Source organism: Streptomyces sp. ADMS, assembly GCF_033441795.1.
Classification (GTDB): Bacteria; Actinomycetota; Actinomycetes; order Streptomycetales; family Streptomycetaceae; genus Streptomyces.
This window is the reverse complement of the sequence record NZ_JAVFVX010000045.1, coordinates 1-23,342: the sequence shown is the minus strand read 5'-3', so window position 1 is coordinate 23,342 and position 23,342 is coordinate 1. Positions and strand designations below refer to the sequence as shown.

Here is a 23,342-nt window from a genome sequence, read left to right as displayed (position 1 = left end):
GTGTTCCGCCTTCGCGACCAACGCCCGGCCTCTGCGTGATACGTCACGCGATCGGCCGTACCCAAGAAACGTGTTGTCTATGACAAGCCTGTGCCCGGCATCACCAACGGGATGCCGGGCACAGATGTTCGAAAGTATGCCGCAGGCGGCACTTTCAGGGGCGCGGGGCTGTGTTCAATTTGCGGCTCCGCCGCGCGGGCGCGACCAGCCACGGGCGTGCCGCAGCCGGAAACCGGTCCCAACCCCCACAGCGCTGCCCCGCTACGCCCGGCCGGCGGCCTTCTGGCTGCGACGGGACACCGAGTCGATGACAACCGCACCCAGCAGCACCGCTCCAGTGATCATGTACTGGATCGACGTGTTCATGTTCAGCAGATCCAGACCCGTCTGGATCGACTGGATCACCAACATACCCAGCAGCGCCGACCACACCGTGCCACGCCCACCGAAGAGGCTGGTACCACCGATGACCGCCGCCGCGATGGCGAGCATCAGCGTGTTGCCGCCTCCGGCGTTCAGCGTCGCACTCGCCGTCTGACCGGCGAAGAACATACCGCCGATCGCCGCGAACCCGCCGGAGATGGCGAACACGGTGATTCGGATCACCGGCACGTTGATGCCGGCCCTGCGCGCCGCCTCGATGCCTCCGCCGACCGCGAAGACCTTGCGGCCGTATGTCGTACGGCGCAGCACGAAGTCCACGATCACGAGCGCCGCGAGGAAGATCACCAGGGCGTTGGAGACACCGGCCGCGTTGTTCAGCACGGACGCGGCGGCGAAGGACGCCAGGGCGAGCGCACCGACCCGGACGAGGATCTCGCTGGTGGGCCGGAAGGGCACCCCGGCGGCCTTGCGCCGGCGCTGTTCACCGAAGGAACCGACGAGCATCGACAGGACACCGAGGCCGGCCAGCAGGTAGGCGCCGATGATGGCCTGGTCCATGAAGAAGGAGCTCTGGCCGAGCAGCTTGACCGGGCCCTCGTCGGCCGGGATGTTGATGGTGCCGCTGGAGCCGAGCAGCCACAGCATCAGGCCGTTCCAGCCGAGGAAGCCGGCCAGGGTCACGACGAACGCGGGTACGCCGATCTTGGCGAAGAACCAGCCGTGCAGCGCGCCGACTCCGACACCGGTCACGATGGCCAGGAAGAGCGCCAGCCAGCCGTTCATCCCGTGGGTGACCACGAAGACGGCGAAGAGCGTGGACGCGAAACCGCTGACCGAGCCGACGGAGAGGTCGATCTCGCCGAGCAGCAGCACGAACACCAGGCCGATGGCGAGCATGCCGGTGGCCGAGAGGTAGTAGCTGATGTTGGAGAGGTTGTCGGCGCTGAGGAAGCGGTCGTTCTGCAACTGGAAGATCGTCCAGATGACGATCAGGCCGATGACGACCGGCAGCGAGCCCAGCTCGCCGCCCTTCACCTTGCGCTTGAACTCGGTGACGTAGCCCTTGAGGCCCTCGTCACGGATCAGCAGACGCGGGTCGACGACGGACACCGGTGCCGCCGTCGGGTCGTCGGCGGGAGCCACCGTGTTCTGGTGCTCCGCGCCGGGGTCCGGCTTCACGGTCTTGGACGTGTCGCTCACTTTGCCGCCTCCGCGTCGCGACGCCCCGCACGACGGGTCACGGCGTTGTCCGTGGCTCCGGTGATCGCGGCGATGATCTCTTCGTGGCTCGTGGTCTTCACGGGGAAGGAGCCGTTGTTCTTGCCGAGGCGCAGGACGTGGACGGTGTCCGCGACCGCCTTCACGTCGGCCATGTTGTGGCTGATGAGGATGACACCGAGGTTGCGCTCCCGCAGCCGTTCGACCAGGTCGAGGACCTGTGCGGTCTGCTCGACGCCGAGGGCGGCGGTGGGCTCGTCGAGGATGACGACCTTGGGGTCGCCGATCAGGGCGCGCGCGATGGCGACGACCTGGCGCTGACCGCCGGAGAGGCTGGCGATCGGGATGCGCACGCTCGGGATGCGGATGGAGAGCGTGCTCAGCAGTTCACGGGCGTTCTTCTCCATCGACACCTCGTCGATGACGCCGCGGTGCAGCAGCTCGCGCCCGAGGTAGAGGTTGCCGACCACATCGAGGTTGTCGCACAGGGCGAGGTCCTGATAGACGGTCGCGACGCCGAGTCCCTGGGCGTCGTGCGGCTTGTTGATGCTGACCGGGTTGCCCTCCCACTCGATGACGCCCTCATCGATGGGGTGAACGCCCGCGATCGTCTTGACCAGGGTCGACTTTCCTGCGCCGTTGTCGCCCACCAGGGCGACCACTTCTCCGGATTGGACCTCCAGCTCTACGTCGGTGAGGGCCTGGACCGCACCGAACCGCTTGGAGACTCCGCGCAACGCCAACACGGGCGTAGCGGACACGTGAACCATCTCCTTCGCCGCCTGACCGGCGGGGATGCCGCGCTTGGGGTAGGCGCGGAGGGGTGTGCGCAATGCACTGGATTACAAGATGAACATGGGCGAATCCGTTGCCGGTGGCAACGGTTCCGTCCGACGCCCGGCCCGGCAGCGGGGTGTGAAGGCCGGGTCGGGCGTCGGACAGGTTTCGCGGGACCGGCCGGGCGGTCGGGTCCGGGTGAGTGCCCGTGGGCGCTCACCCGGTGCCGGCGGTCATGGCGCGCTACCGCTTACTGAAGACCGGCGGTCTTGCAGGCGGCGGCGAACTCGCCGGTGCAGATCTCGGCGACGGTGTAGAGCTTGTCCTTGACGACCGTGTCCGCGATGTTGTCCTTGGTGACCGACACCGGGGTCAGCAGCTGCGAGGGGACCTCGTCACCGGAGCCGCTGGTCAGTGTCTGGGTGGCGAGCGAGTCGATGCTCTCGCCCTCCAGCAGGTTCACCGCGATCTGGGCGGCGGCGTCGGCCTCCGGCTTGAAGGCCTTGTAGACGGTGCTGGACTGGGTGCCGGCGACGATGCGCTGGATGCCCGACAGTTCCGCGTCCTGGCCGGTCAGCGGGATACCGCTGATGCCCGCGCCCTTCAGGGTGTTGGCGATACCACCGGCCATGCCGTCGTTGGCGGCGTAGACGCCCGCGATGTTCTTGGCGCCGAGCTGCGTGATGGCGGCCGACATCTTCTGGGCGGCGACGGTGTCCTTCCACAGGCCGGACTGCTCGTAGGCGATGTCGACCTTGCCGTCGAGGGCCTTGTGCGCGCCCTCCTTGAACTGACCGGCGTTCGGGTCGGCGTCGTCACCGTTGATCATGACGACCTTGGACTTGGTGGTCGCCTTGTCACCGAGCGCGGCGATCAGGGCCTCGCCCTGGAGCTCACCGACCTTGACGTTGTCGAAGGAGACGTACGCGGAGACCGGGCCCTGGGCCAGACGGTCGTACGCGACGACCTTGATGCCCTTGTCGACCGCCGTCTGGATGGAGGACTTGATGGCGGCGGAGTCCTGGGCGCTGACCACGATCACCTTGACGCCCTTGGTGATCATGCTGCTGACCTGCTGGGCCTGCTTGGCGGCGTCACCGGCGGCGTTCGCGTACTCGACCTTGCAGTCGGAGCACAGCTCCTTGACCTTGGCCTCGAAGAACGGCTTGTCGAACTTTTCGTAGCGCGCGGTCACACTGTCGGGCAGCAGCAGACCGATGGTCTTGTCGCCGCCCGAGGTGCTGCCGCTGTCGGAGTCGTCGTCTCCGGCCTTGCCACAGGCGGCCACGGCGAGAGCCATGGAAACCGCAGTGGTACCGATCACGACTCTACGCATCATCGCGTTCATTTGGGGGTGCCTCCCTGACAGGGCCGCAACGCTGCGGCCGAGGTGGCTGGAAGTCAACTCGGCCACGCGTGCGACGTCAAGAAGTAAATCCTTAACGGGTTGGCAACGGCTTTGTTCGTTCTCTAGGTGAAGGCAGGAGTGGCCATGGTCAGCGTGCCGTCCAAAAGGGTCGAATCGCCCATCTCGCTCAGCGCGAGAGCGAGCGCTCCGAGTACCTCCGCACGGCCTCCAAGTGCCCCTGGGAGAACGGACAGTTGACGTGCCGCACTGGGGATCGCATAGCGGCCGACAGACTCTCTTATGGGACCGAGCACCAGCTCACCGGCCTCGGCGAGATCACCACCGAGGACCACTCTGCTCGGGTTCAGCAGATTGCAGAGATTGGCGACTCCACTGCCGATATGGCGGCCGACGTCGGCGATCACGCGACGACAGCCCGGGTCACCGTCCCGCGCCAGCCGCACGACACCTTCCATGGTCAGGTCGGTTCCGTGGCTGGACTGGAGGAGCGGAAGCACATAGCGCGCCGCCGCGAAGGTCTCCAGGCAGCCCCGGTTTCCGCAGCGGCAGACGGGGCCGGACTCATCAAGAGTAATATGCCCGATTTCTCCCGCTGTGCCACCCGGGCCCCGGTAGATCTTGCCGCTGATCACCAGCCCGGCGCCGACACCGCTCGCGACCTTGATGTACGCCAGGTCGCGCACCCCCCGGCCACTGCCCCAGACCAGCTCACCGAGGGCACCGAGGTTGGCGTCGTTGTCCACGTGGACCGGCACGCCGAGGCGCCCGCGCATCTCCTCGCCGGGTCTGGTGCCGATCCAGCCGGGCAGGATCGCGCTGGAGCCCAGGGTGCCCGACTCGACGTCGATCGGACCCGGCACACCCAGGCCCACGCCGGCGATCTTGGACCGGTCGACCCCCGTTGCTGCGATCAGGCGACTGACCAGCTCTTCCGCCCGGTCGAGGCCCTGTGCGGCGGAGGCGTCCACGTCCAGCGGCTCGGACTCCTCGGCCAGCACCTGGTGGGCGAGGTTGCCGATCGCGACCCGTAGGTGCGTGTGCCCGAAGTCGATGCCGATCACGATGCCGGCGTCCCCGCTCAGCGAGACGGCCCGAGCCCTGCGGCCGCCCGCCGAGGTGGGCGTGACCTCGACCGTTCCGCCGTCCTTGAGCTCGCGCACGATGTTGGAGACCGTGGCCGCGGACAGACCGGTCGTCCTGGCGATCTCGGCCTGCGTGAGCGACCCGGCGAGACGCACGGCCCGTACGACCCGTTCCAGGTTGGCTCGGTGCAGTGACGACTGCGACCCCGGAGTCTCCACGACGACCTCCTGCGCGCGGGACCGCTTCGATGAGGCCCCGTCTATGTCCAACTAGTGAACTCTAAGCTGAGCCGTTCGGGTCGCCTCCCGTCAAGAGGTTGAACTGCATCCGAGGTCTTGTACACATAGCTACGCGCGTGCACCGTTTGCGGTAAGCACGCGCGCGTACGGCGGCTGAACAGAAGGTTCCGGTTACTTCAGCGCGCCCGCCGTGAGTCCCGTCACCACCTGGCGCTGGAAGACGATGTACGCGGCCAGCACCGGCATCATCGCCATCACCAGTCCGGCGAAGAGACCTGACCAGTCACCCTTGTAGCCCTGGCTGGCCGCCAGCTGCACCAGGCCCTGGGTGAGGACCCGCTTGTCGGGGTCGGTGTTGAGCACCGTCGGCAGCATGTACTGGTTCCACTGGCCGAGGAAGTTGAAGATGCCCACGCTGATCAGGCCGGGCTTGGCCATCGGCAGCATGATCTGGAAGAAGGTCCGGGAGTGGGAGGCGCCGTCGACGAAGGCCGCCTCCGCCACCGAGGCAGGCAGGGTGCGGAAGAACGCGGTCAGGAAGAAGACCGTGAACGGCAGCGAGTAGGCGATGTAGACCAGGATCAGCCCGTGGATCGTGTTCAGCAGGCCCATGTTGTTCACGACGTAGAACAGCGGGACCAGCGCCAGCATGATCGGAAAACTCATGCCGCCGATGAACAGGTAGTAGATGAACCCGTTGCCCGGGAACTCGAAGCGGGCCAGGACGTACGCCGCCATCGAGCCCAGCACCAGGGTGCCGACGAGTGAACCGCCCACCACCAGGATGGTGTTGAAGAAGTAGTCGCTCATGTTGGCGTCGGTCCATGCCCGCGCCCAGTTGTCGAAGTGCAGTTTGTCCGGCAGGGCCCAGGGCGAACTGAAGATGGCGTTGTCGTCCTTGAAGGACGTCATCACCGCCCACAGGAGCGGCATCACGACCATGAACGCCCACAGGACGAGCATGCCGTGCGAGAAGACGTTGAGGACCCGGCCCTCCTTCTTCTCCCGCTCCTCCTGACCGGACGTGTTCTCCTTGCGCACGGGCCCGCCGGCCTGCTGGGGAAGCGCCTGGGACGGTGTGCTGTCGGTCGTCTTCATGTGTGTCAGTACTCCAGCCGCTCGCGCCGGCCCAGCCTCATCACGAGGGCCGCGAAGGCCAGCGTGACGACGAGCAGGGCGACCCCGATGGTGGTTGCGTAGGCGGCCTGACCGTCGCGGAAGGCCTTCTGGTAGACGTACAGGACCATGACGGTCGTCGAGTAGTCCGGACCGCCGGGCCCGGTCGTCATGATCTGGACGACCGCGAACGACTCGGCGCCCAGGGCGAGGATGCCCATGTAGACCCAGCCCGACTGCACGGTGTCCCACAACAGCGGCAGGGTGATCCGGAAGAACGTGGCGGCCCGGCCCGCGCCGTCGAGCAGCGCGGCCTCGTACAGGTCTGCCGGGATGGACGCCATGCCCGCGGAGAACAGCACCACGAAGAAGCCGACCGTCGACCAGACCAGCACCGCCATCACACACCACAGGGCGAGGCCCGGGTCACCCAGCCAGAGCGGCTGGACGCTGTCGAGGCCGATGCCGCGCAGCAGCGAGTTGATCGAGCCGCTGTCCGGGTTGTACGCGAACGCGAACAGCAGCGCGACGATGGCGATCGACAGTACCTGCGGAAAGAAGTAGACGATTTTGTAGAACGAGGAACCGCGGACCCCGGAAATCACCGGTCCGCCGCGGCGCCGCTTACCGCCCACATTGATCATGAAGGCGAAGAACAGCGCCAGACTGATCGTCACCAGCGGCAGCACCAACGCGAACAGAAGGCTGTGCTGCAACGACTTCCAGAAGATGTCGTCGTCGAGCATCCTCTTGTAGTTGTCGAGGCCGACCATCTTGAATTCCGGGCTCAGTCCGGTCCAGTCCGTGAACGAGTAATAGATGGACTGGATGAACGGCCAGACGACGAACAGTGCGTACAGCCCGAGAGGGACCGCCAGGAATCCCACGATGAAGCGGTACTTGCCGTGCTGCATTACCACAGACCCCGTTCCGTGCGCGGGTGCCGCCGCTGGTGACAGATCATCAACTTCTGGTCACTGGTGCTTGTAGTGCTTGATCGACGTGTCCTTCGCGGTCTCGTCGGCGTAGTCCTGGATCTTCTTGATGGCCTCGGCGGGCGTGAGCCGGCCGGCCATCATCTCGCCGAGTCCCGACACCCCGATCTTCTCCTTCTGGAGCTGCACGTACCAGTCCTGCAGGCGCGGGTTCACCACGTTGTCGCCGGCCTTGTCCAGCGCCGCCACACCGGACTTGAGACCCGGGGTGAGGGTGATTCCGTCGGTGCCGCCGTTGTACGCCGTCAGTGACTTGACCTTGGTGGTGAAGTTCTTCGAGGAGGCCTCGCTGAGCATGATGCGCAGCTGCTCCATGCCGCCCGCCGCGTTCTGCGCCTTGGCCGGGACGATGAACGGCTCGCCGCCGGAGGCCCAGATCGTGCCGAACGGCAGCTTGTCGGAGCTGTCGATGCCGGTCGGCGCGGAGACGGCGAGGTCGAAGTCGGCGGGCATGACGTTCGCCGACTCGTTCTCCACCCAGGAGCCGTTCGGGATGAACAGCGCCTTGCCCTTGGCCCACGCGGTCTGCGACTGGATGTGGTCGAGACCGGGGGTGCCCTTGAGGACGTACCCCTTCTTGTAGAGCTCGTAGTACGCCTCGAAACAGGCCTTGACCGCCGGATGTTTCCAGGCGTTGGGCTCCAGGTTGTCGATCGCGTCGAGGACCTCGACTCCGCCGACCTTGCCGATCATCGGGTAGAGCGAGAAGGGCAGGTAGTACGGGTACTTGCCCGCGTAGGTCCAGCCGGCCATGCCCTTTTTCTTGGCCTTCTCGCACACGGCGAGCATCTCGTCCCACGTCTCCGGGTAGGTGGCGTCGAGCGAGTCCAGGGCCTTCTGGGAGTACCAGACGCCGTACACCGTGTAGGCGTAGTACATGATCCAGACCGGGTCGCCGTCGAGCCGGCCCATCTCGACGATGCCCGGCCGCAGCGTGTCGCGGACCTTCCTGTCCGGGTCGTCATAGGACGGGGCGTCCAGCAGCGGGGTGAGGTCGGCGAGCTGGCTCTTGCCGGCCAGGACGCCCATGTCCATCTGCTCCGCGCCGGAGTTGTCGATCAGGTCCGGCGGCGTGCCCTGGTTGAAGCGGGGCTGGAGCGTCGACTGGATCTTCTGGGTGGCGGAGAACTTGACCTCCGCCTTCGGGAAGTTCGCCTCGTAGATCTTGACCGCGTCCTCGGCGTACTCCTTGCCGAAGCCGCCGTCGAAGAGCACGAACTCCATCTGGGCGGTGTCGTTGACCGCCAGTGGGTTCTTCGCGGTCTTCTCGCCCGCCTCGGCCTTCTCCTGGTCACCTCCGCCGCCGCTGCTCGCACACGCGGACAGGAAGCTCATCGTGGGGACGGCGATCAGGCCGAGTGCCGCCGACCGCTTGATCAGGTCGCGGCGGCGGACGCCGTTGACGGGGGTCTTACCGGTGGTGCGCTCGGGGGTGCGGCTCTCGTCGGAGGTGGATCCCATGCTCAAGTCCTCGCCTTCTCCAGGACTCAGGCGGTGAACCGGATCCTCCCGGCACCGCGATCGGGTCGAACTGGGTCGTGCAGGAAGTACTTGGTGCGTGATGCGCCCTGGTCAGAGGGAATACCCGGCGGGCCGCGCGTTCAGCACGTCAAACCACCCTTCCGGCTCCCCTCACACCTGTCGTCGACCGGTCGAACAGTGGCAGACGCCGACAGGTATAGTCCACTTCCCGTCAAAGGGGCAAGATCGAATGCAGGGTTGGCCGCTGGTCTTTTCCGAGTTGAGACCTCGCGGAAATATGCGGCCCGGACACCTGCCTTTGCGCGGGAATTCGCAATACTGGCCCCGAATGCCACACCCAACGCCCTTGACACCACAGACCACTTGACTCCCTACTGGTTCCTGCGCAGCAAGGTGACAACGTTGTCCAAGTGGCAGGGAGGGTGCTCTCGTATGCGGCAGGGAGTTAGGCACAGAGGACGGACCGGACGGGAGTTCGGGTCGTTTTCGGCCATCGCGGCAGTGTTAGCACTGGTGATCGGCGGACAGGGTACGGCGACCGCACTGCCCGCCACCGCCCAGACCGCGGACCGGGAGTTCGTCTCCTCGTTCGAGGCGGGTGAGCGGGCGCCGGACTGGCTGAACACTGTCGACACCGCGCCGGACGGCACGAAGCGTGCGTCCGGTGTCGACGGCGGCTACAGCAGCGGCATCCCGGGCAATGTGACCGACCATGTGACGGACGTACGGGCGAGCGGCGAGAACACCGCCGGGGGCGAGGTGAAGGAGAACCTCGTGGACGGTGTACCGGGCACCAAGTGGCTGACGTTCGCGCCGAGCGGATGGGCGGAGTTCGACCTGGACGAGCCGGTCAGGGTGGTCACCTATGCGCTGACCTCGGCGAACGACCACGCCGAGCGCGACCCTGCCGACTGGACGCTCCAGGGCTCGGCGGACGGGACGACGGGCTGGAGGACCCTCGACAGCCGCACGGGCGAGTCGTTCGGCGAGCGGTTCCAGACCAGGTCGTACGACCTTGCGGAGGCTGCCGCCTACCGGCACTTCCGGCTCGGCATCGGGCGGAACAACGGGGGCACGATCACGCAGCTCGCCGATGTCCAGTTCTCGACGGGCAGCGGTGAGACCCCCGTGCCCCGGGACATGCTGTCGCTGGTCGACCGCGGCCCGAGCGGCTCGCCGACCGCGAAGGCGCGCACCGGTTTCACCGGCAAACGGGCGCTGCGGTACGCCGGTACGCACCGGGCGGACGGACGGGCGTACTCGTCCAACAAGGTGTTCGACGTCGATGTGGCCGTCGGCCGGGACACCGAGTTGTCGTACCGGGTCTTCCCGTCGATGGCGGACGGCGATCTCGACTACGACGCCACGAACGTGTCGGTGGACCTGGCCTTCACGGACGGCACCCTTCTGAGTGAACTCCGGGCGGTCGACCAGCACGGCTTCGCCCTGACGCCGCGGGGGCAGGGTGCGGCCAAGGTGCTGTACGTCAACCAGTGGAACCATGTCGCCTCGCGGATCGGGACGGTGGCGGAGGGGAAGACCGTCGACCGGGTGCTGGTGGCGTACGACTCGCCGGCCGGTCCCGCGAAGTTCCGGGGGTGGCTGGATGACGTGGCCCTGCGGACCGTCGTCCCCGAACCGCCTCGGGCACACCTGTCCGACTATGCGGTGACGACCCGGGGCACCAACTCCAGCGGTGGCTTCTCACGGGGCAACAGCTTCCCGGCGACGGCCGTGCCGCACGGCTTCAACTTTTGGACGCCGGTGACCAACGCGGGCTCGCTGAGCTGGCTGTACGACTATGCGCGGGCCAACAACGCGGACAACCTGCCGACGATCCAGGCGTTCAGCGCGAGTCATGAGCCGAGCCCCTGGATGGGCGACCGGCAGACCTTCCAGGTGATGCCGTCGGCCGCCGCCGGCACCCCGGACACCAGCCGTACGGCACGGGCACTGGCCTTCCGGCACGAGAACGAGACCGCGCGGCCGTACTACTACGGGGTGCGGTTCGAGAACGGCGTCAAGGCCGAGATGACACCGACCGACCACGCGGCGGTCCTGCGCTTCACCTACCCCGGCGACGACGCCGGCGTCCTGTTCGACAACGTCACCGACCAGGCGGGGCTGACCCTCCACCCGGAGACCGGCACCTTCACCGGCTACTCCGACGTGAAGTCGGGGCTGTCGACTGGGGCGACCCGGCTGTTCGTGTACGGGGTGTTCGACGACGACGCGGTGGTCACGGCGGGGGCGTCGAGCGGGGTCAAGGGCCATCTTCGGTTCAGGGCTCCGACCGGGGTGGTGACGCTGCGGCTGGCCACCTCACTCATCAGTGTCGAGCAGGCCAAGGCCAACCTGCGGCAGGAGATTCCGGACGGTACGTCCTTCGAGACGGTGAAGGCCGGTGCGCAGCGGCAGTGGGACGGGCTGCTCGGAAGGGTCGAGGTCGAGGGGGCGACCCCGGACCAGCTGACGACGCTGTACTCCAGCCTGTACCGGCTGTATCTGTACCCCAACTCGGGCTTCGAAAAGGTCGGTTCCAAGTACCAGTACGCGTCGCCGTTCTCCCCGATGCCGGGTCCCGACACCCCGACGCACACCGGTGCGAAGATCGTGGACGGCAAGGTGTACGTCAACAACGGTTTCTGGGACACGTATCGGACGACCTGGCCGGCCTACTCACTCCTGACGCCCCGTCAAGCGGGTGAGATGGTCGACGGGTTCGTGCAGCAGTACAAGGACGGCGGCTGGACCTCGCGCTGGTCCTCCCCCGGGTACGCCGACCTGATGACGGGCACCTCGTCGGACGTGGCGTTCGCCGACGCCCATGTGAAGGGCGTCGGTTTCGACGCGAAGTCGGCGTACGACGCGGCTGTGAAGAACGCGACCGTGGTGCCTCCGTCGCCGGGCGTGGGCCGCAAGGGCATGGCGACCTCGCCCTTCCTCGGCTACACGAGCACCGAGACGCGTGAGGGCCTGTCCTGGGCGCTGGAGGGCTACCTCAACGACTACGGCATCGCGCGGATGGGCCAGGAGTTGTACCGGGAGACGGGGCAACGACGCTACAAGGAGGAGTCCGAGTACTTCCTCAACCGGGCCCAGGACTATGTGCGGTTGTTCGACAAGGAGGCCGGTTTCTTCCAGGGCCGGAACGCGCGGGGCGACTGGCGGGTGGAGTCGTCGGCGTACGACCCGCGTGTCTGGGGCCACGACTACACGGAGACGAACGGCTGGGGATACTCCTTCACGGCCCCGCAGGACAGCCGGGGCCTGGCCAATCTGTACGGCGGCCGGACGGGCCTCGCGGACAGGCTCGACGACTACTTCGGGACTCCGGAGACGGCGTCACCGGAGTTCGTGGGCTCGTACGGCGGGGTCATCCATGAGATGACGGAGGCCCGGGACGTCCGGATGGGCATGTACGGCCACTCCAACCAGGTGGCCCACCACGTGAACTACATGTACGACGCGGCCGGCCAACCCTGGAAGACGCAGAAGAACGTCCGCGAGGTCCTCTCCCGTCTCTACACGGGCAGCGAGATCGGCCAGGGCTACCACGGCGACGAGGACAACGGCGAGCAGTCGGCCTGGTACCTGTTCTCGGCGCTCGGCTTCTACCCGCTGGTCATGGGCAGCGGCGAATACGTCATCGGCTCCCCGCTGTTCACCAAGGCTACGGTCCACCTGGAGAACGGCCGGGACCTGGTGATCAAGGCCCCGGACAACAGTGCGCGGAACGTGTACGTACAGGGCCTGAAGGTCAACGGCCTTCCCTGGACGTCGACTTCACTCCCCCACTCGATCGTCTCCCGGGGCGGGACCCTGGAGTTCGACATGGGCCCCGAGCCCTCGACCTGGGGAGCGGCCCGGCATGCGGCCCCGGTGTCGATCACCAAGGACGACAAGGTGCCGACGCCGCGTGGGGATGTGTCGACAGGTGGGGGCGCGTTGTTCGACAACACATCGGCGACCAACGCGGCGGTGACGTCCGTGGACCTGCCGGTTGCCGGGCACACGAAGGCCGTTCAGTACACGCTGACGTCCGCCGACCGGGCCCAGGCCCCGACGGGCTGGTTGCTGCAGGGTTCCACGGACGGCACGAACTGGCGGACGCTGGACCGGCGTTCCGGTGAGTCGTTCAGGTGGGACAGGCAGACCCGGGCGTTCTCGGTGGCATCCGGGGGCTCGTACACGCGGTACCGGCTGGTTCTCGACGGTGAGTCGACGCTGGCGGAGGTGGAGTTGCTGGGCTGACCGCATCCCGCCCGCTTCGCCGGTCAGGGCTCGGGGAAGCGGGCGGGGGCGGTGCATGACGCGGCCCCTCCTCCTTCGGACGGGTCGCGCACCACAGGTCGCACAGCCGCGGGGACAGTGACGTGCGCCAGCGGTGCCACGGGAGGGAGTGCGCCTCCGAGGGGACGCGCGCGCCGGTCACGCGTGCGGGGTACCACGTGCACTCCTGCGGGGCGGACAACCGTTTTGACGATGCTGTCCATTGGGGCGACAGAGTGATGTCCGGACCACTGGACAACGTTGTCTCCGGTTGGTCGCGTCCCCGGACGCGTCCAGTTGGTCGCATCCCCGGAAGCACGTCACCCGGGCCTCGTCCCCCGTACCGGCCCGGCTCGCGGACCCGGTGGGGGTCGACCACCGGGTCCGCCCTGAGCGGCCTTGCCTGTGAACCGTGCAGCCCCGCGCGTCTAACCGACCCGGCAGGGCAGGGTAGTTGCCGTGTCACCGCCGGAGCCCCGGACGACATACCCGAACGTGGTGCTCCCGCCCGGGTCCAGCGATCCGTTCCAGTTGGCGTTGTGGACCATCACCGCCTGGCCGTTGTAGGTGGCGTTGCCGCTCCAGAGGCTGTCCACCGTCTGGCCTGCCGGGAGTGTCCAGTCGACCATCCAGCCGAGCATGGGAACGTTCCCGGAGTTGGTGACGGTCACCTCGGACTGGTAGCCGCCGTTCCAGCTGCCCGTCGTGCGGCGGGTGGCGGTGCACGCGCCGGGCGGGGGCTCAGTGGGTGGGTTGCCAGGGTCCTTGATGCCTGTCACCTCTCCGTTGCCGCCGTCGAAGACGACGTCGGAGCAGGAGTAGAAGGTCTCCGCACTGTCGGAGCGCTGCCACACCATGTAGATGAGGTGGCGCCCGGACTTGTTCGCCGGAAGCTGGCCGTTCCAGGAGTAGTTGGCCTCGACCGTGCCCGGGGAACCGTTGAGCGGCGGGTGGTCGACGCTCAGGAACGGCTGGGACTCGATCGCGTCCCAGGTGAGGGCCTTGGTCGGGTCGAAGCCGTCCTTGGTGATGTAGACGTAGAACCAGCCCGGGTGCGCCGCCCACGCGTTGTACGAGAAGTCGACGGTGGCGCCCGAGGTGAGATGGGTCAACGGCCAGTCGGCGCTGGGGGTGTTGAACCCGGTGAAGTTGGTGTTGCCGCCGCTGCACAGCTCGCCGTCCGGGACGAAGCCCCGGGTGCGGCCGGCGCCGTCCGAGCGCAGCACCGAGAACCAGTTGTAGAACGGCGTGGTTCCGCTGACCTGCTGCGCCGTCTTGCAGGCCGGGTTGATCGCCTTGATCTCGCCGGTGTCCGTGAGGGCGTCCTGCCAGCACAGGAAGGTACGGCTGCCGGGTTTCATCGGCGTGCCGTGGGCCTCCGCGTCACCGCCCGACGTGACGACCAGACCGAGGGCCGGGATCGCGGTGAGCAGGGCCAGGAGGACGAGCAGGAGGGCTCTGCCTCGGGTGGGTAGCGGTAATCGGCGTGTGGTCCGGGGGGAGGATGGGGAGGTTGATGTCAGGGCCATGTCATGATCTCCTTCAGTCGTACGCGGTGCGCCGTACGTCGTGCGGTACGTACGGAACGTGCGGGTGAAGGGGCGCGCCCGGCAAGAGGCGCGCGATATGTGCGATGTGCACCGTGTGACGCGTGGGGGGGGTGGCGGGGTGGGAGCGGCCCCGCCTTACGGGTTCCGGTCCGCTCGGTGTGGGAGCGCTCCCACCTCACTCTCCTTCGAAGCTAGCGCCGAGCGGTGTGGTTGTAAACGGCTGACGCACGAGAGCCGCACCCGGGTGGGTGCGGCTCTCGCGAGACAGTGGGCCACGGACCGGGGCCGGGGTCAGCCCTCCGACTCCCGCGCGGCCGTCGCCGACCGGGCCCTCAGTTCGGCGTTCTCCGCCTCCAGGACCACGATCCGTTTCCTGGCGAAGTAGAGCTCCATCACCGCGTCGTGGAACTCCGAGACCAGCTCTTCGGGCGTCAGTTGCACGGTCTCCTCCTCTGCGTCAGGCCGGTGCGATCGTCGTGACCGCGCCGTTGGAACCGCCACAACAGGGCCCCGCCCGACGCGTACAGGGCGCCGCCGCCCGCGCTGTCCGCCAACGCCGGTACCGCCCCGGCGTTGGCGATGCGTACCGAGCCCTCGACCAGGAGCGCGGCCGGCGTGTCCGTCCGCTGGACGATGTGGACCTGGGCGCGGGGGGTGGCCGCGCGGTCGATGCCGATGCCGATGCGGCCGGTGCCCTTGACGACGAAGTCGTCCAGGCCCGCGTTGTCGCGCAGGGCGATCAGGTTGCCCCAAGTCGCGCCGTTCGTCGCGGTGAGGTGGAAGCCCTTGGGCCGCGGTGCCGTCCGTGCGGAGGTCGATGGACAGGGCGGCGGCGTTGGCGTCGGAGCCGTCGGCGTACCCCCGGTGGGTGATCTTCAGGGTGCCGCGGGCGGTCTCGGAGCCGGAGAGGTACATGGCCGAGGTGCCCGGGTTGCCGGAGACCACGTTCAGCGCCGCGCCGCTGCCCGCCGTACCGGCCTGGTAGACGGTCGCCGCGTGGTTCGTCTCGGACGTCGTCTTGAGGAACGCCGCCTCCAGCGTGGTGTCGGCGCTGAACCTCTCGGCGGCCACCGGTCCGTCGAACGTCGTCGTCGCGCCGTTCTCACTCGCCGCCGAGGCCGTGACCGTCGCGACGGTCACCGCGCCCGCGGTGAAGCTTCCCAGAAACAGTCTGCGTGCCACGCATGCTCGTCCCCCGTCTGTCGTGCCGCTTGCGACCGGAGGGACGTATGAACCGTAGACGCCCCCCGAGACCTGACAGCGATCAACTCCGAATGGTTGTACGGAGGTCAGGACGGGGTGGCGCCAGAGGCACCGGACTCGCAGCGGGCAGCTCGATGGTGAACTCGGTGTGTCCCGGAGCACTTTCGACGTCGATGCTGCCTCCGTGCGCGGCCACGATGGCCGCCACGATGGCGAGGCCGAGGCCCGAGCCGCCGTCCCGGGGGTCGGTGCGGGCGCGGGAGGCGTCGGCACGGGTGAAGCGTTCGAACACGGACGGGAGCAGGTGCGGCGGGATGCCGGGGCCGTCGTCGCGTACGCGGATGACGCACCGCTCGTCCACGACCTCGACCGAGGCCACCACCGTCGTGCCCGCGGGTGTGTGCACCCGAGCGTTGGCCAGCAGGTTGGCCACGACCTGGTGCAGCCGGGCCTCGTCCCCGACGACCAGCGCCGGCGAGTCGAGGAGCAGCGCCAGCTGCCAGTGGTGGTTCTCGCCCGCGGCCCGCGCGTCCCACACCGACTCGGCGACCACCGCCGCGAGATCCACCTCGGCCGACTGCAACGGCCGCCCGTCGTCGAGGCGGGCGAGCAGCAGCAGGTCCTCCACCAGCCCGGTCATGCGCGCCGACTCCGCCGACACGCGCCGCCAGGCCAGCGCCGGCTCGACCCGCTGCGTACCCCGGTTCATGAGTTCCGCGTATCCGGCGATCGAGGCGAGCGGGGTCCGGAGTTCATGGCTGGCGTCGGCCAGGAAGCGCCGCATGCGTTCCTCGTCCGCCTGGCGCTCGGCGAGGGACGATTCGACGTGGTCGATCATCCGGTTGAGGGCGGCGCCGACCTGGCCGGCCTCGCTCTCCGGGTCGGTGTCGCGTTCCGGGACCCGGGTGAGGCCGACGACCGCGCCCCGGCCCAGAGGTGCGCGCGAGACCTCGACCGCGGTGGCGGCGACCCGGCCGAGGGGCCGCAGCTGGCGCCGTATGACGACCGCGCAGACGCAGCCCGCGACCGTCAGTCCGACCGCGGCCACCACGGCCTCGACCACGACCAGGCCCCGGATCATGTTCTGGACGTCGTCCATCGGCAGCCCGGTCAGCACCCGGACGCCGTTGTCTCCGGTGCCGCCGATCGCCGTGATCCGGTAGGCGCCGAGGCCCGGCACGGTACGGGTGTGCATCGAGCCGTCGGCCTTGATGCCGGCGAGTGCCGACCGCTGGGCGGAGGTCAGATCCTGCGGCGCCGCGTCCTGGGCGACGACCTGCGCGGTGAGCAGGGTGCCGTCGGCGGCGAGACGGGCGGCCAGGGTCCCGGCGGGCTGACCGCTCTCGTTGAGGAAGCCGAGGTCGGAGTCGAGTCCGGGGTGGAGCGCGGCACCGCCCTGGCTGCGCTCGACGGCGTTGGCGACCCGGTCGTCGAGGCTGCCCAGCAGGTACTCGTGCTGGGCGAAGACGGTGGTGACCGCCATCGCGCCGCACACGACGGCCAGGGTGCCCCCGATGAAGAGCAGCAGGCGGGTCCGCAGTGAGCGCCCGCGCAGACGTACGGTCATCTCCCCTCCTCCCCCGCCCGGATCGCGTATCCGAGTCCGCGCACGGTGTGGATCATCGGCGCCCGTCCTTTGTCGATCCTGCGGCGCAGGCTGGAGATGTGCACCTCGACGAGGTTGTCGCCGCTGTCGAAGCAGGTGGTCCACACATGGCCGAGGATCTGCCCCTTGCTGAGCACCTGGCGCGGATGGCCCATCAGCAGACCGAGCAGGTCGAACTCCTTGGCGGTGGGCTGGACGGGCATGCCGTCGCGGTGCACCTCGCGGGTCTCCCCGGTGATCACCAGGTCGCCGAGTACGCGTACGGAGTCGTCGGTGAGCGTCTGTTCGGCGCCGCACCTGCGCACCAGTCCGCGCAGCCGCAGCACGACCTCCTCCAGCGAGAACGGCTTGGTGACGTAGTCGTCGGCGCCCGCTTCCAGTCCGTCGAAGCGGTGTTCGAGGGCGTCGCGGGCGGTGAGCATGAGGACGGGCAGTTGTGGGCTCTCGTACCGCAGCCTGCGGAGCACCTGGAGGCCGTCGAGGTCGGGCAGCATGCCGTCGAGGACGACGGCGTGCGGGGCCGAGGAGCCCGCGGCCCGCAGCGCGCTCTCGCCGTCGGCGGCGGGGTAGGGCCGCCGGCCCGCCTCGGTGACGGCAACGCACAACAGTTCCGTGAGCGCCGGTTCGTCGTCGACGATCTGCACACGGACATGACCGCCGCGAACCCCAGAAGTGCCAGACATGTACGAATCGTGTCCCGGTTCCCTGGGGGAACCCTGTGTTCAACCTGAGCCGCAGCCGTGGGACGCCCTCCCGGAGGCATCGGATGCGGTCAACTGCCGTGACCAAAGGCGGCATTGGCACTCCCCGGCCACAGGAATCCCAGGAACCCCATGCCATGTGCGTCCAGGGCGGGACATCCACCCTCCCACGCGAGGAGTCCATGCCCTCCGGGCCGCGGCGGAAGCAGCCGGCCCGGTCTCGGGCACGCCCGCGGCCGGAGCTGCGGCTGCGGCTGCCGTGTCCCCTGTCGCCGAGTCGTTGGCGGACGTTGACCCGGCTGCCGGCTGCCGGAATGAAGGACGAGGCGGTGGCCCGCCATCCGGGGGTGAGCCTTCGGACCCTGCGACGGCGGGTGAGCAAGGTGCAGGACCGGCGGGGGGCGAGCCGGTTCCAGCTGGGGGTGCGGGCCGCTGAGCGGGCTGGGTGCAGCGGGCGCAGAGGTACGGGCACGCGAAGGGCCGCACCCCCCGGAGCGGGGGGCGCGGCCCGACTGCCGTACCGGATCGCCTACTTGGTGATCAGGCTGCGCAGCACGTACTGCAGGATGCCGCCGTTGCGGTAGTAGTCGGCCTCGCCGGGGGTGTCGATGCGGACGACCGCGTCGAACTCCACACCGGTGTCGGTGGTGACCTTGACCGTGGCGGGGGTGGTGCCGTCGTTCAGCTCGGTGATGCCCGTGATGGAGAATGCCTCCTCGCCGGTCAGACCGAGGGACTCGGCCGACTGGCCCGCCGGGTACTGCAGCGGGATGACGCCCATGCCGATGAGGTTCGAGCGGTGGATGCGCTCGTACGATTCGGCGACGACGGCCTTGACGCCGAGGAGCGCGGTGCCCTTGGCGGCCCAGTCGCGGGACGAACCGGAGCCGTACTCCTTGCCGGCCAGGATGACCAGCGGGATGCCCTGCTCGATGTAGTTGCGCGAGGCGTCGTAGATGAAGGAGACCGGCCCGCCGTCCTGCGTGAAGTCGCGGGTGTAGCCGCCCTCGGTGCCCGGTGCGATCTGGTTGCGCAGGCGGATGTTGGCGAACGTACCGCGGATCATGACCTCGTGGTTGCCACGGCGGGAACCGTACGAGTTGAAGTCACGACGCTCGACACCGTGCTCCGTGAGGTACTTGCCGCCAGGGGTGTCGGCCTTGATCGCGCCGGCCGGGGAGATGTGGTCGGTGGTGACCGAGTCGCCGAGCTTGGCGAGGACGCGGGCACCGGCGATGTCCGAGACCGGGGTGGTCTCCATCGTCATGCCCTCGAAGTACGGGGGCTTGCGGACGTACGTGGACTGCGGGTCCCACTCGAAGGTGTTGCCGCTCGGGATCGGCAGCGCCTGCCACTGGGCGTCGCCCGCGAAGACGTCCTTGTAGGACTTGCTGAACATGTCCTCGCCGATGGCGTTCGCCACGACGTCGTTGACCTCGGCCTCGGAGGGCCAGATGTCCGCCAGGAAGACCGGCTTGCCCTCCTGGTCCACACCGAGGGCGTCGCGCGTGATGTCCACCTTCATGGAACCCGCGAGGGCGTACGCGACGACCAGCGGCGGGGACGCCAGGTAGTTCATCTTGACGTCGGGGTTGATCCGGCCCTCGAAGTTACGGTTGCCGGAGAGCACCGACGTCACGGCCAGGTCGTGGTCGTTGACGGCCTTGGAGACCTCCTCCGGCAGCGGGCCGGAGTTGCCGATGCAGGTGGTGCAGCCGTAGCCGACGAGGTTGAAGCCGACCTTGTCGAGGTAGGGGGTGAGCCCCGCCTTGTCGAAGTAGTCGGTGACGACCTTGGAGCCGGGCGCGAGGGTGGTCTTGACCCAGGGCTTCCGCGTCAGCCCCTTCTCCACGGCCTTCTTCGCGACGAGCGCGGCGGCGACCATGACGTACGGGTTCGAGGTGTTGGTGCAGGAGGTGATGGCCGCGACCGTCACCGCGCCGTGGTCGATCTCGTACGTCGAGCCGTCGGCGGCGGTCACGGTGACCGGGTTCGACGGGGCACCGTTGGGCGATACGGCCGGGGAGTCTGAGGCCGGGAAGGACTCCTTGCCGGCCTCGTCCACGGCGTCGACGTAGTTGCGGACGTCCGTCTTGAACTGCTCGGCGGCGTTCGCGAGGACGATACGGTCCTGCGGGCGCTTCGGTCCGGCGATGGAGGGGACGACGGTCGAGAGGTCGAGCTCCAGCTTCTCGGAGAAGTCGGGCTCGGCGGCCGGGTCCAGCCAGAGGCCCTGCTCCTTGGCGTACGCCTCGACGAGCGCGACCTGCTGCTCGTCGCGGCCGGTGAGTTTCAGGTACTTCAGGGTCTCGCCGTCGATCGGGAAGATCGCGGCGGTGGAGCCGAACTCCGGCGACATGTTGCCGATGGTGGCGCGGTTCGCGAGGGAGGTGGCCGCCACGCCCTCGCCGTAGAACTCGACGAACTTGCCGACGACACCGTGCTTGCGGAGCATCTCGGTGATGGTCAGCACGAGGTCGGTGGCGGTGGTACCGGGCGTCAGCTCGCCGGTGAGCTTGAAGCCGACGACGCGCGGGATGAGCATCGAGACGGGCTGGCCCAGCATCGCGGCCTCGGCCTCGATACCGCCGACGCCCCAGCCGAGCACACCGAGGCCGTTGACCATGGTGGTGTGGGAGTCGGTGCCGACCAGGGTGTCGGGGTACGCCTGGCCGTTGCGGACCATGACCGTGCGAGCGAGGTGCTCGATGTTGACCTGGTGGACGATGCCGGTGCCCGGCGGGACGACCTTGAACTCGTCGAACGCGGTCTGGCCCCAGCGCAGGAACTGGTAGCGCTCCTTGTTGCGGCCGTACTCCAGCTCGACGTTCTGGCCGAAGGCCTCCGGCGTGCCGAACTTGTCGGCGATGACGGAGTGGTCGATGACCAGCTCGGCCGGGGCCAGCGGGTTGATCTTCGCCGGGTCGCCGCCGAGCTCCTTCACGGCCTCACGCATGGTGGCGAGGTCGACGACACAGGGCACGCCGGTGAAGTCCTGCATGATCACGCGGGCCGGCGTGAACTGGATCTCCTGGCTGGGCTGCGCCTGCGAGTCCCAGCCACCGAGGGCCCGGATGTGGTCGGCGGTGATGTTCGCGCCGTCCTCGGTACGGAGCAGGTTCTCCAGCAGCACCTTCAGGCTGTACGGAAGGCGAGCCGAGCCTTCCACCTTGTCCAGCCGGAAGATCTCGTACGACTCGTCGCCCACGCTGAGCGTGCTACGGGCGTCGAAGCTGTTCGCCGACACGACAGTCTCCTTCATTGATGTGCGCGTTCCACCGCATCCTGCCGCCACACAGACCTGCCCTATCCGCTAAGGTAAGGCTAAGTTAGGGCACCCTTACCCGGGGTGGGCGACCGCGGTGCACCTGGGCAGATATCTCGATGTCGAGATAACTCTAGTACATGGGTGGCGGATGGTCATGCCCGGCCGCAGTGTGATGTGGCCATCACCGCGCCGATCCGGGGTAACCGACCCCCATGCCTCTCACTTTCCGAAAAAGCTTCCGGATCCTCCCGGGAGTACGACTGAACATCAACAAGCGGTCCTGGTCGATCACGACCGGCGGCAGCAACGGACCACGTCACACCCACAGCAGCACGGGACGCCGAACGACATCGATGGACCTGCCCGGACCCTTCGGCTGGCGCCGCACGCGCACCAAGAGGCGCGGTAACTGACGGCACGTCACCCGCACGGGCCCCCCAGAAGGCGCCATCTCATATCTGAGATAGCCTCAACCTCATGGCAGACGACTACCTCGTACGTATCGGCAAGCTCATCCGTGACGCCAGGCAGCACCGGGGCTGGACACAGACGCAGCTCGCCGAGGCGCTCGGCACCAGCCAGAGCGCGGTCAATCGCATCGAGCGCGGCAATCAAAACATCAGCCTTGAGATGATCGCCCGAATCGGTGAAGCCCTCGACAGCGAGATCGTCTCCCTGGGCTACGCGGGGCCCATGCACCTGCGGGTGGTCGGCGGTCGTCGGCTGTCCGGCTCCATCGACGTCAAGACCAGCAAGAACGCGTGTGTCGCGCTGCTCTGCGCCTCCTTGCTCAACAAGGGGCGCACCGTGCTGCGCCGGGTCGCCCGCATCGAAGAGGTGTACCGCCTGCTGGAGGTGCTCGGCTCGATCGGCGTACGGACGCGGTGGATCAACGACGGCGTCGACCTGGAGATCGTGCCGCCGGCCGAGCTGAACATGGAGTCCATCGACGCCCAGGCAGCGCGCCGTACGCGCTCGATCATCATGTTCCTCGGCCCGCTGCTGCACCGCATGGACAGCTTCAGGCTGCCGTACGCGGGTGGCTGCGACCTCGGCACCAGGACCATCGAGCCGCACATGATCGCGCTGCGCCGGTTCGGGCTGGACATCGCGGCGACGGAGGGGCTCTACCACGCCCGCGTCGACCGTTCCGTCTCCCCCGGCCGCCCCATCGTGCTGACCGAGCGCGGGGACACCGTCACCGAGAACGCGCTGCTCGCCGCCGCCCGGCACGACGGGGTGACCGTCATCCGCAACGCGTCCTCCAACTACATGGTCCAGGACCTGTGCTTCTTCCTGGAGGCGCTGGGCGTACGGGTCGAGGGCATCGGCACGACGACGCTCACCGTGCACGGTGTGCCGACCATCGATGTGGACGTCGACTACTCGCCCTCCGAGGACCCGGTCGAGGCGATGAGCCTGCTGGCGGCCGCGGTCGTCACCGAGTCCGAACTGACCGTGTGCCGGGTGCCGATCGAGTTCCTGGAGATCGAGCTGGCGGTCCTGGAGGAGATGGGGCTCGATCACGACCGTACGCAGGAGTACTTCGCGGACAACGGCCGTACGCGGCTGATCGATCTGACGGTCCGGCCCTCCAAGCTGGAGGCACCGATCGACAAGATCCACCCGATGCCGTTCCCGGGCCTGAACATCGACAACGTGCCGTTCTTCGCCGCGATCGCGGCGTCGGCCCAGGGCAAGACCCTCATCCACGACTGGGTCTACGACAACCGCGCGATCTACCTGACCGACCTGAACCGCCTCGGCGGACGCCTCCAGCTCCTCGACCCGCACCGGGTACTGGTCGAGGGCCCGACCCGCTGGCGAGCGGCCGAGATGATGTGCCCGCCCGCGCTGCGACCGGCGGTGGTGGTGCTGCTGGCGATGATGGCGGCGGAGGGCACGTCCGTACTGCGGAACGTGTACGTCATCAACCGCGGGTACGAGGATCTGGCGGAGCGACTCAACTCGGTGGGGGCGCAGATCGAGATCTTCCGGGACATCTGATCGGCGGAGTGTCGTGCCCCTAGACCCGTACTTCGCGGGTCGTTGATTCGTATGGTGTGGCCGGTCGGGGGG

The 23,342-nt window shown here is 68.1% G+C and carries 15 protein-coding genes; 3 read left to right on the top strand and 12 right to left on the bottom strand.

All coding sequences use genetic code 11. The features are described 5' to 3' along the window. Window positions 1–261: 261 nt before the first annotated feature. The 7 genes from RB628_RS20600 to ngcE form a co-directional block, all read right to left on the bottom strand. A complete protein-coding gene (locus RB628_RS20600) occupies window positions 262–1,584 on the bottom strand; it encodes an ABC transporter permease subunit (RefSeq protein ID WP_318321963.1) in 1,323 nt (440 codons plus the stop codon). Continuing rightward, a complete protein-coding gene (locus RB628_RS20595; RefSeq protein WP_318321996.1) occupies window positions 1,581–2,372 on the bottom strand; it encodes an ATP-binding cassette domain-containing protein in 792 nt (263 codons plus the stop codon). Before RB628_RS20595 ends, RB628_RS20600 begins: the two co-directional genes overlap by 4 nt. Window positions 2,373–2,629: 257 nt before the next feature. Beyond that, on the bottom strand, window positions 2,630–3,727 hold the full coding sequence (locus RB628_RS20590) for a sugar ABC transporter substrate-binding protein (protein ID WP_412180692.1): 1,098 nt from the start codon (window positions 3,725–3,727) through the stop codon (window positions 2,630–2,632). Between the two features lie 122 nt (window positions 3,728–3,849). After that, the gene (locus RB628_RS20585) at window positions 3,850–5,049 is read right to left on the bottom strand and encodes an ROK family transcriptional regulator (RefSeq protein WP_318321962.1); all 1,200 of its coding nucleotides are present in this window, start codon (window positions 5,047–5,049) and stop codon (window positions 3,850–3,852) included. Window positions 5,050–5,241: 192 nt separating this feature from the next. Continuing rightward, on the bottom strand, window positions 5,242–6,168 hold the full coding sequence (locus RB628_RS20580) for a carbohydrate ABC transporter permease (RefSeq protein ID WP_318321961.1): 927 nt from the start codon (window positions 6,166–6,168) through the stop codon (window positions 5,242–5,244). A 5-nt stretch (window positions 6,169–6,173) separates the two neighbouring features. Continuing rightward, complete coding sequence (locus RB628_RS20575) at window positions 6,174–7,100, bottom strand: sugar ABC transporter permease (protein ID WP_318321960.1); 927 nt, start codon at window positions 7,098–7,100, stop codon at window positions 6,174–6,176. 60 nt (window positions 7,101–7,160) lie between these two features. After that, entirely contained in the window at window positions 7,161–8,642 is a 1,482-nt protein-coding gene (ngcE, locus tag RB628_RS20570; protein WP_318321959.1) for an N-acetylglucosamine/diacetylchitobiose ABC transporter substrate-binding protein, read from the bottom strand. Between the two features lie 453 nt (window positions 8,643–9,095). Here ngcE and RB628_RS20565 point away from each other — a divergent pair, with 453 nt between their 5' ends. Then, the gene (locus RB628_RS20565; RefSeq protein WP_318321958.1) at window positions 9,096–12,917 is read left to right on the top strand and encodes a GH92 family glycosyl hydrolase; all 3,822 of its coding nucleotides are present in this window, start codon (window positions 9,096–9,098) and stop codon (window positions 12,915–12,917) included. Between the two features lie 446 nt (window positions 12,918–13,363). Here the strand turns inward: RB628_RS20565 and RB628_RS20560 are convergent, their stop codons facing one another. The 5 genes from RB628_RS20560 to acnA form a co-directional block, all read right to left on the bottom strand. Beyond that, window positions 13,364–14,464 (bottom strand): lytic polysaccharide monooxygenase, encoded by a 1,101-nt coding sequence (locus tag RB628_RS20560; protein WP_318321957.1) that lies wholly within the window; start codon window positions 14,462–14,464, stop codon window positions 13,364–13,366. A 312-nt stretch (window positions 14,465–14,776) separates the two neighbouring features. Beyond that, window positions 14,777–15,667, bottom strand: a complete 891-nt coding sequence (locus RB628_RS20555) for a hypothetical protein (RefSeq protein ID WP_318321956.1) — start codon at window positions 15,665–15,667, stop codon at window positions 14,777–14,779. An 82-nt stretch (window positions 15,668–15,749) separates the two neighbouring features. Continuing rightward, window positions 15,750–17,255: a HAMP domain-containing sensor histidine kinase gene (locus RB628_RS20550; RefSeq protein ID WP_318321955.1), complete on the bottom strand. Its 1,506-nt coding sequence runs from the start codon at window positions 17,253–17,255 to the stop codon at window positions 15,750–15,752. After that, window positions 17,252–17,977 (bottom strand): response regulator transcription factor, encoded by a 726-nt coding sequence (locus tag RB628_RS20545; RefSeq protein ID WP_318321954.1) that lies wholly within the window; start codon window positions 17,975–17,977, stop codon window positions 17,252–17,254. The genes RB628_RS20550 and RB628_RS20545 overlap by 4 nt, the downstream gene beginning before the upstream one ends. A 547-nt stretch (window positions 17,978–18,524) precedes the next feature. Continuing rightward, a complete protein-coding gene (gene acnA / locus RB628_RS20540; RefSeq protein WP_318321953.1) occupies window positions 18,525–21,242 on the bottom strand; it encodes an aconitate hydratase AcnA in 2,718 nt (905 codons plus the stop codon). 233 nt (window positions 21,243–21,475) lie between these two features. Here acnA and RB628_RS20535 point away from each other — a divergent pair, with 233 nt between their 5' ends. Then, window positions 21,476–21,676: a DUF4236 domain-containing protein gene (locus RB628_RS20535; protein ID WP_318321952.1), complete on the top strand. Its 201-nt coding sequence runs from the start codon at window positions 21,476–21,478 to the stop codon at window positions 21,674–21,676. Window positions 21,677–21,740: 64 nt separating this feature from the next. Continuing rightward, window positions 21,741–23,270, top strand: coding sequence for a UDP-N-acetylglucosamine 1-carboxyvinyltransferase (locus RB628_RS20530; RefSeq protein ID WP_318321951.1), 1,530 nt, complete (start codon window positions 21,741–21,743; stop codon window positions 23,268–23,270). Window positions 23,271–23,342 lie beyond the last annotated feature (72 nt).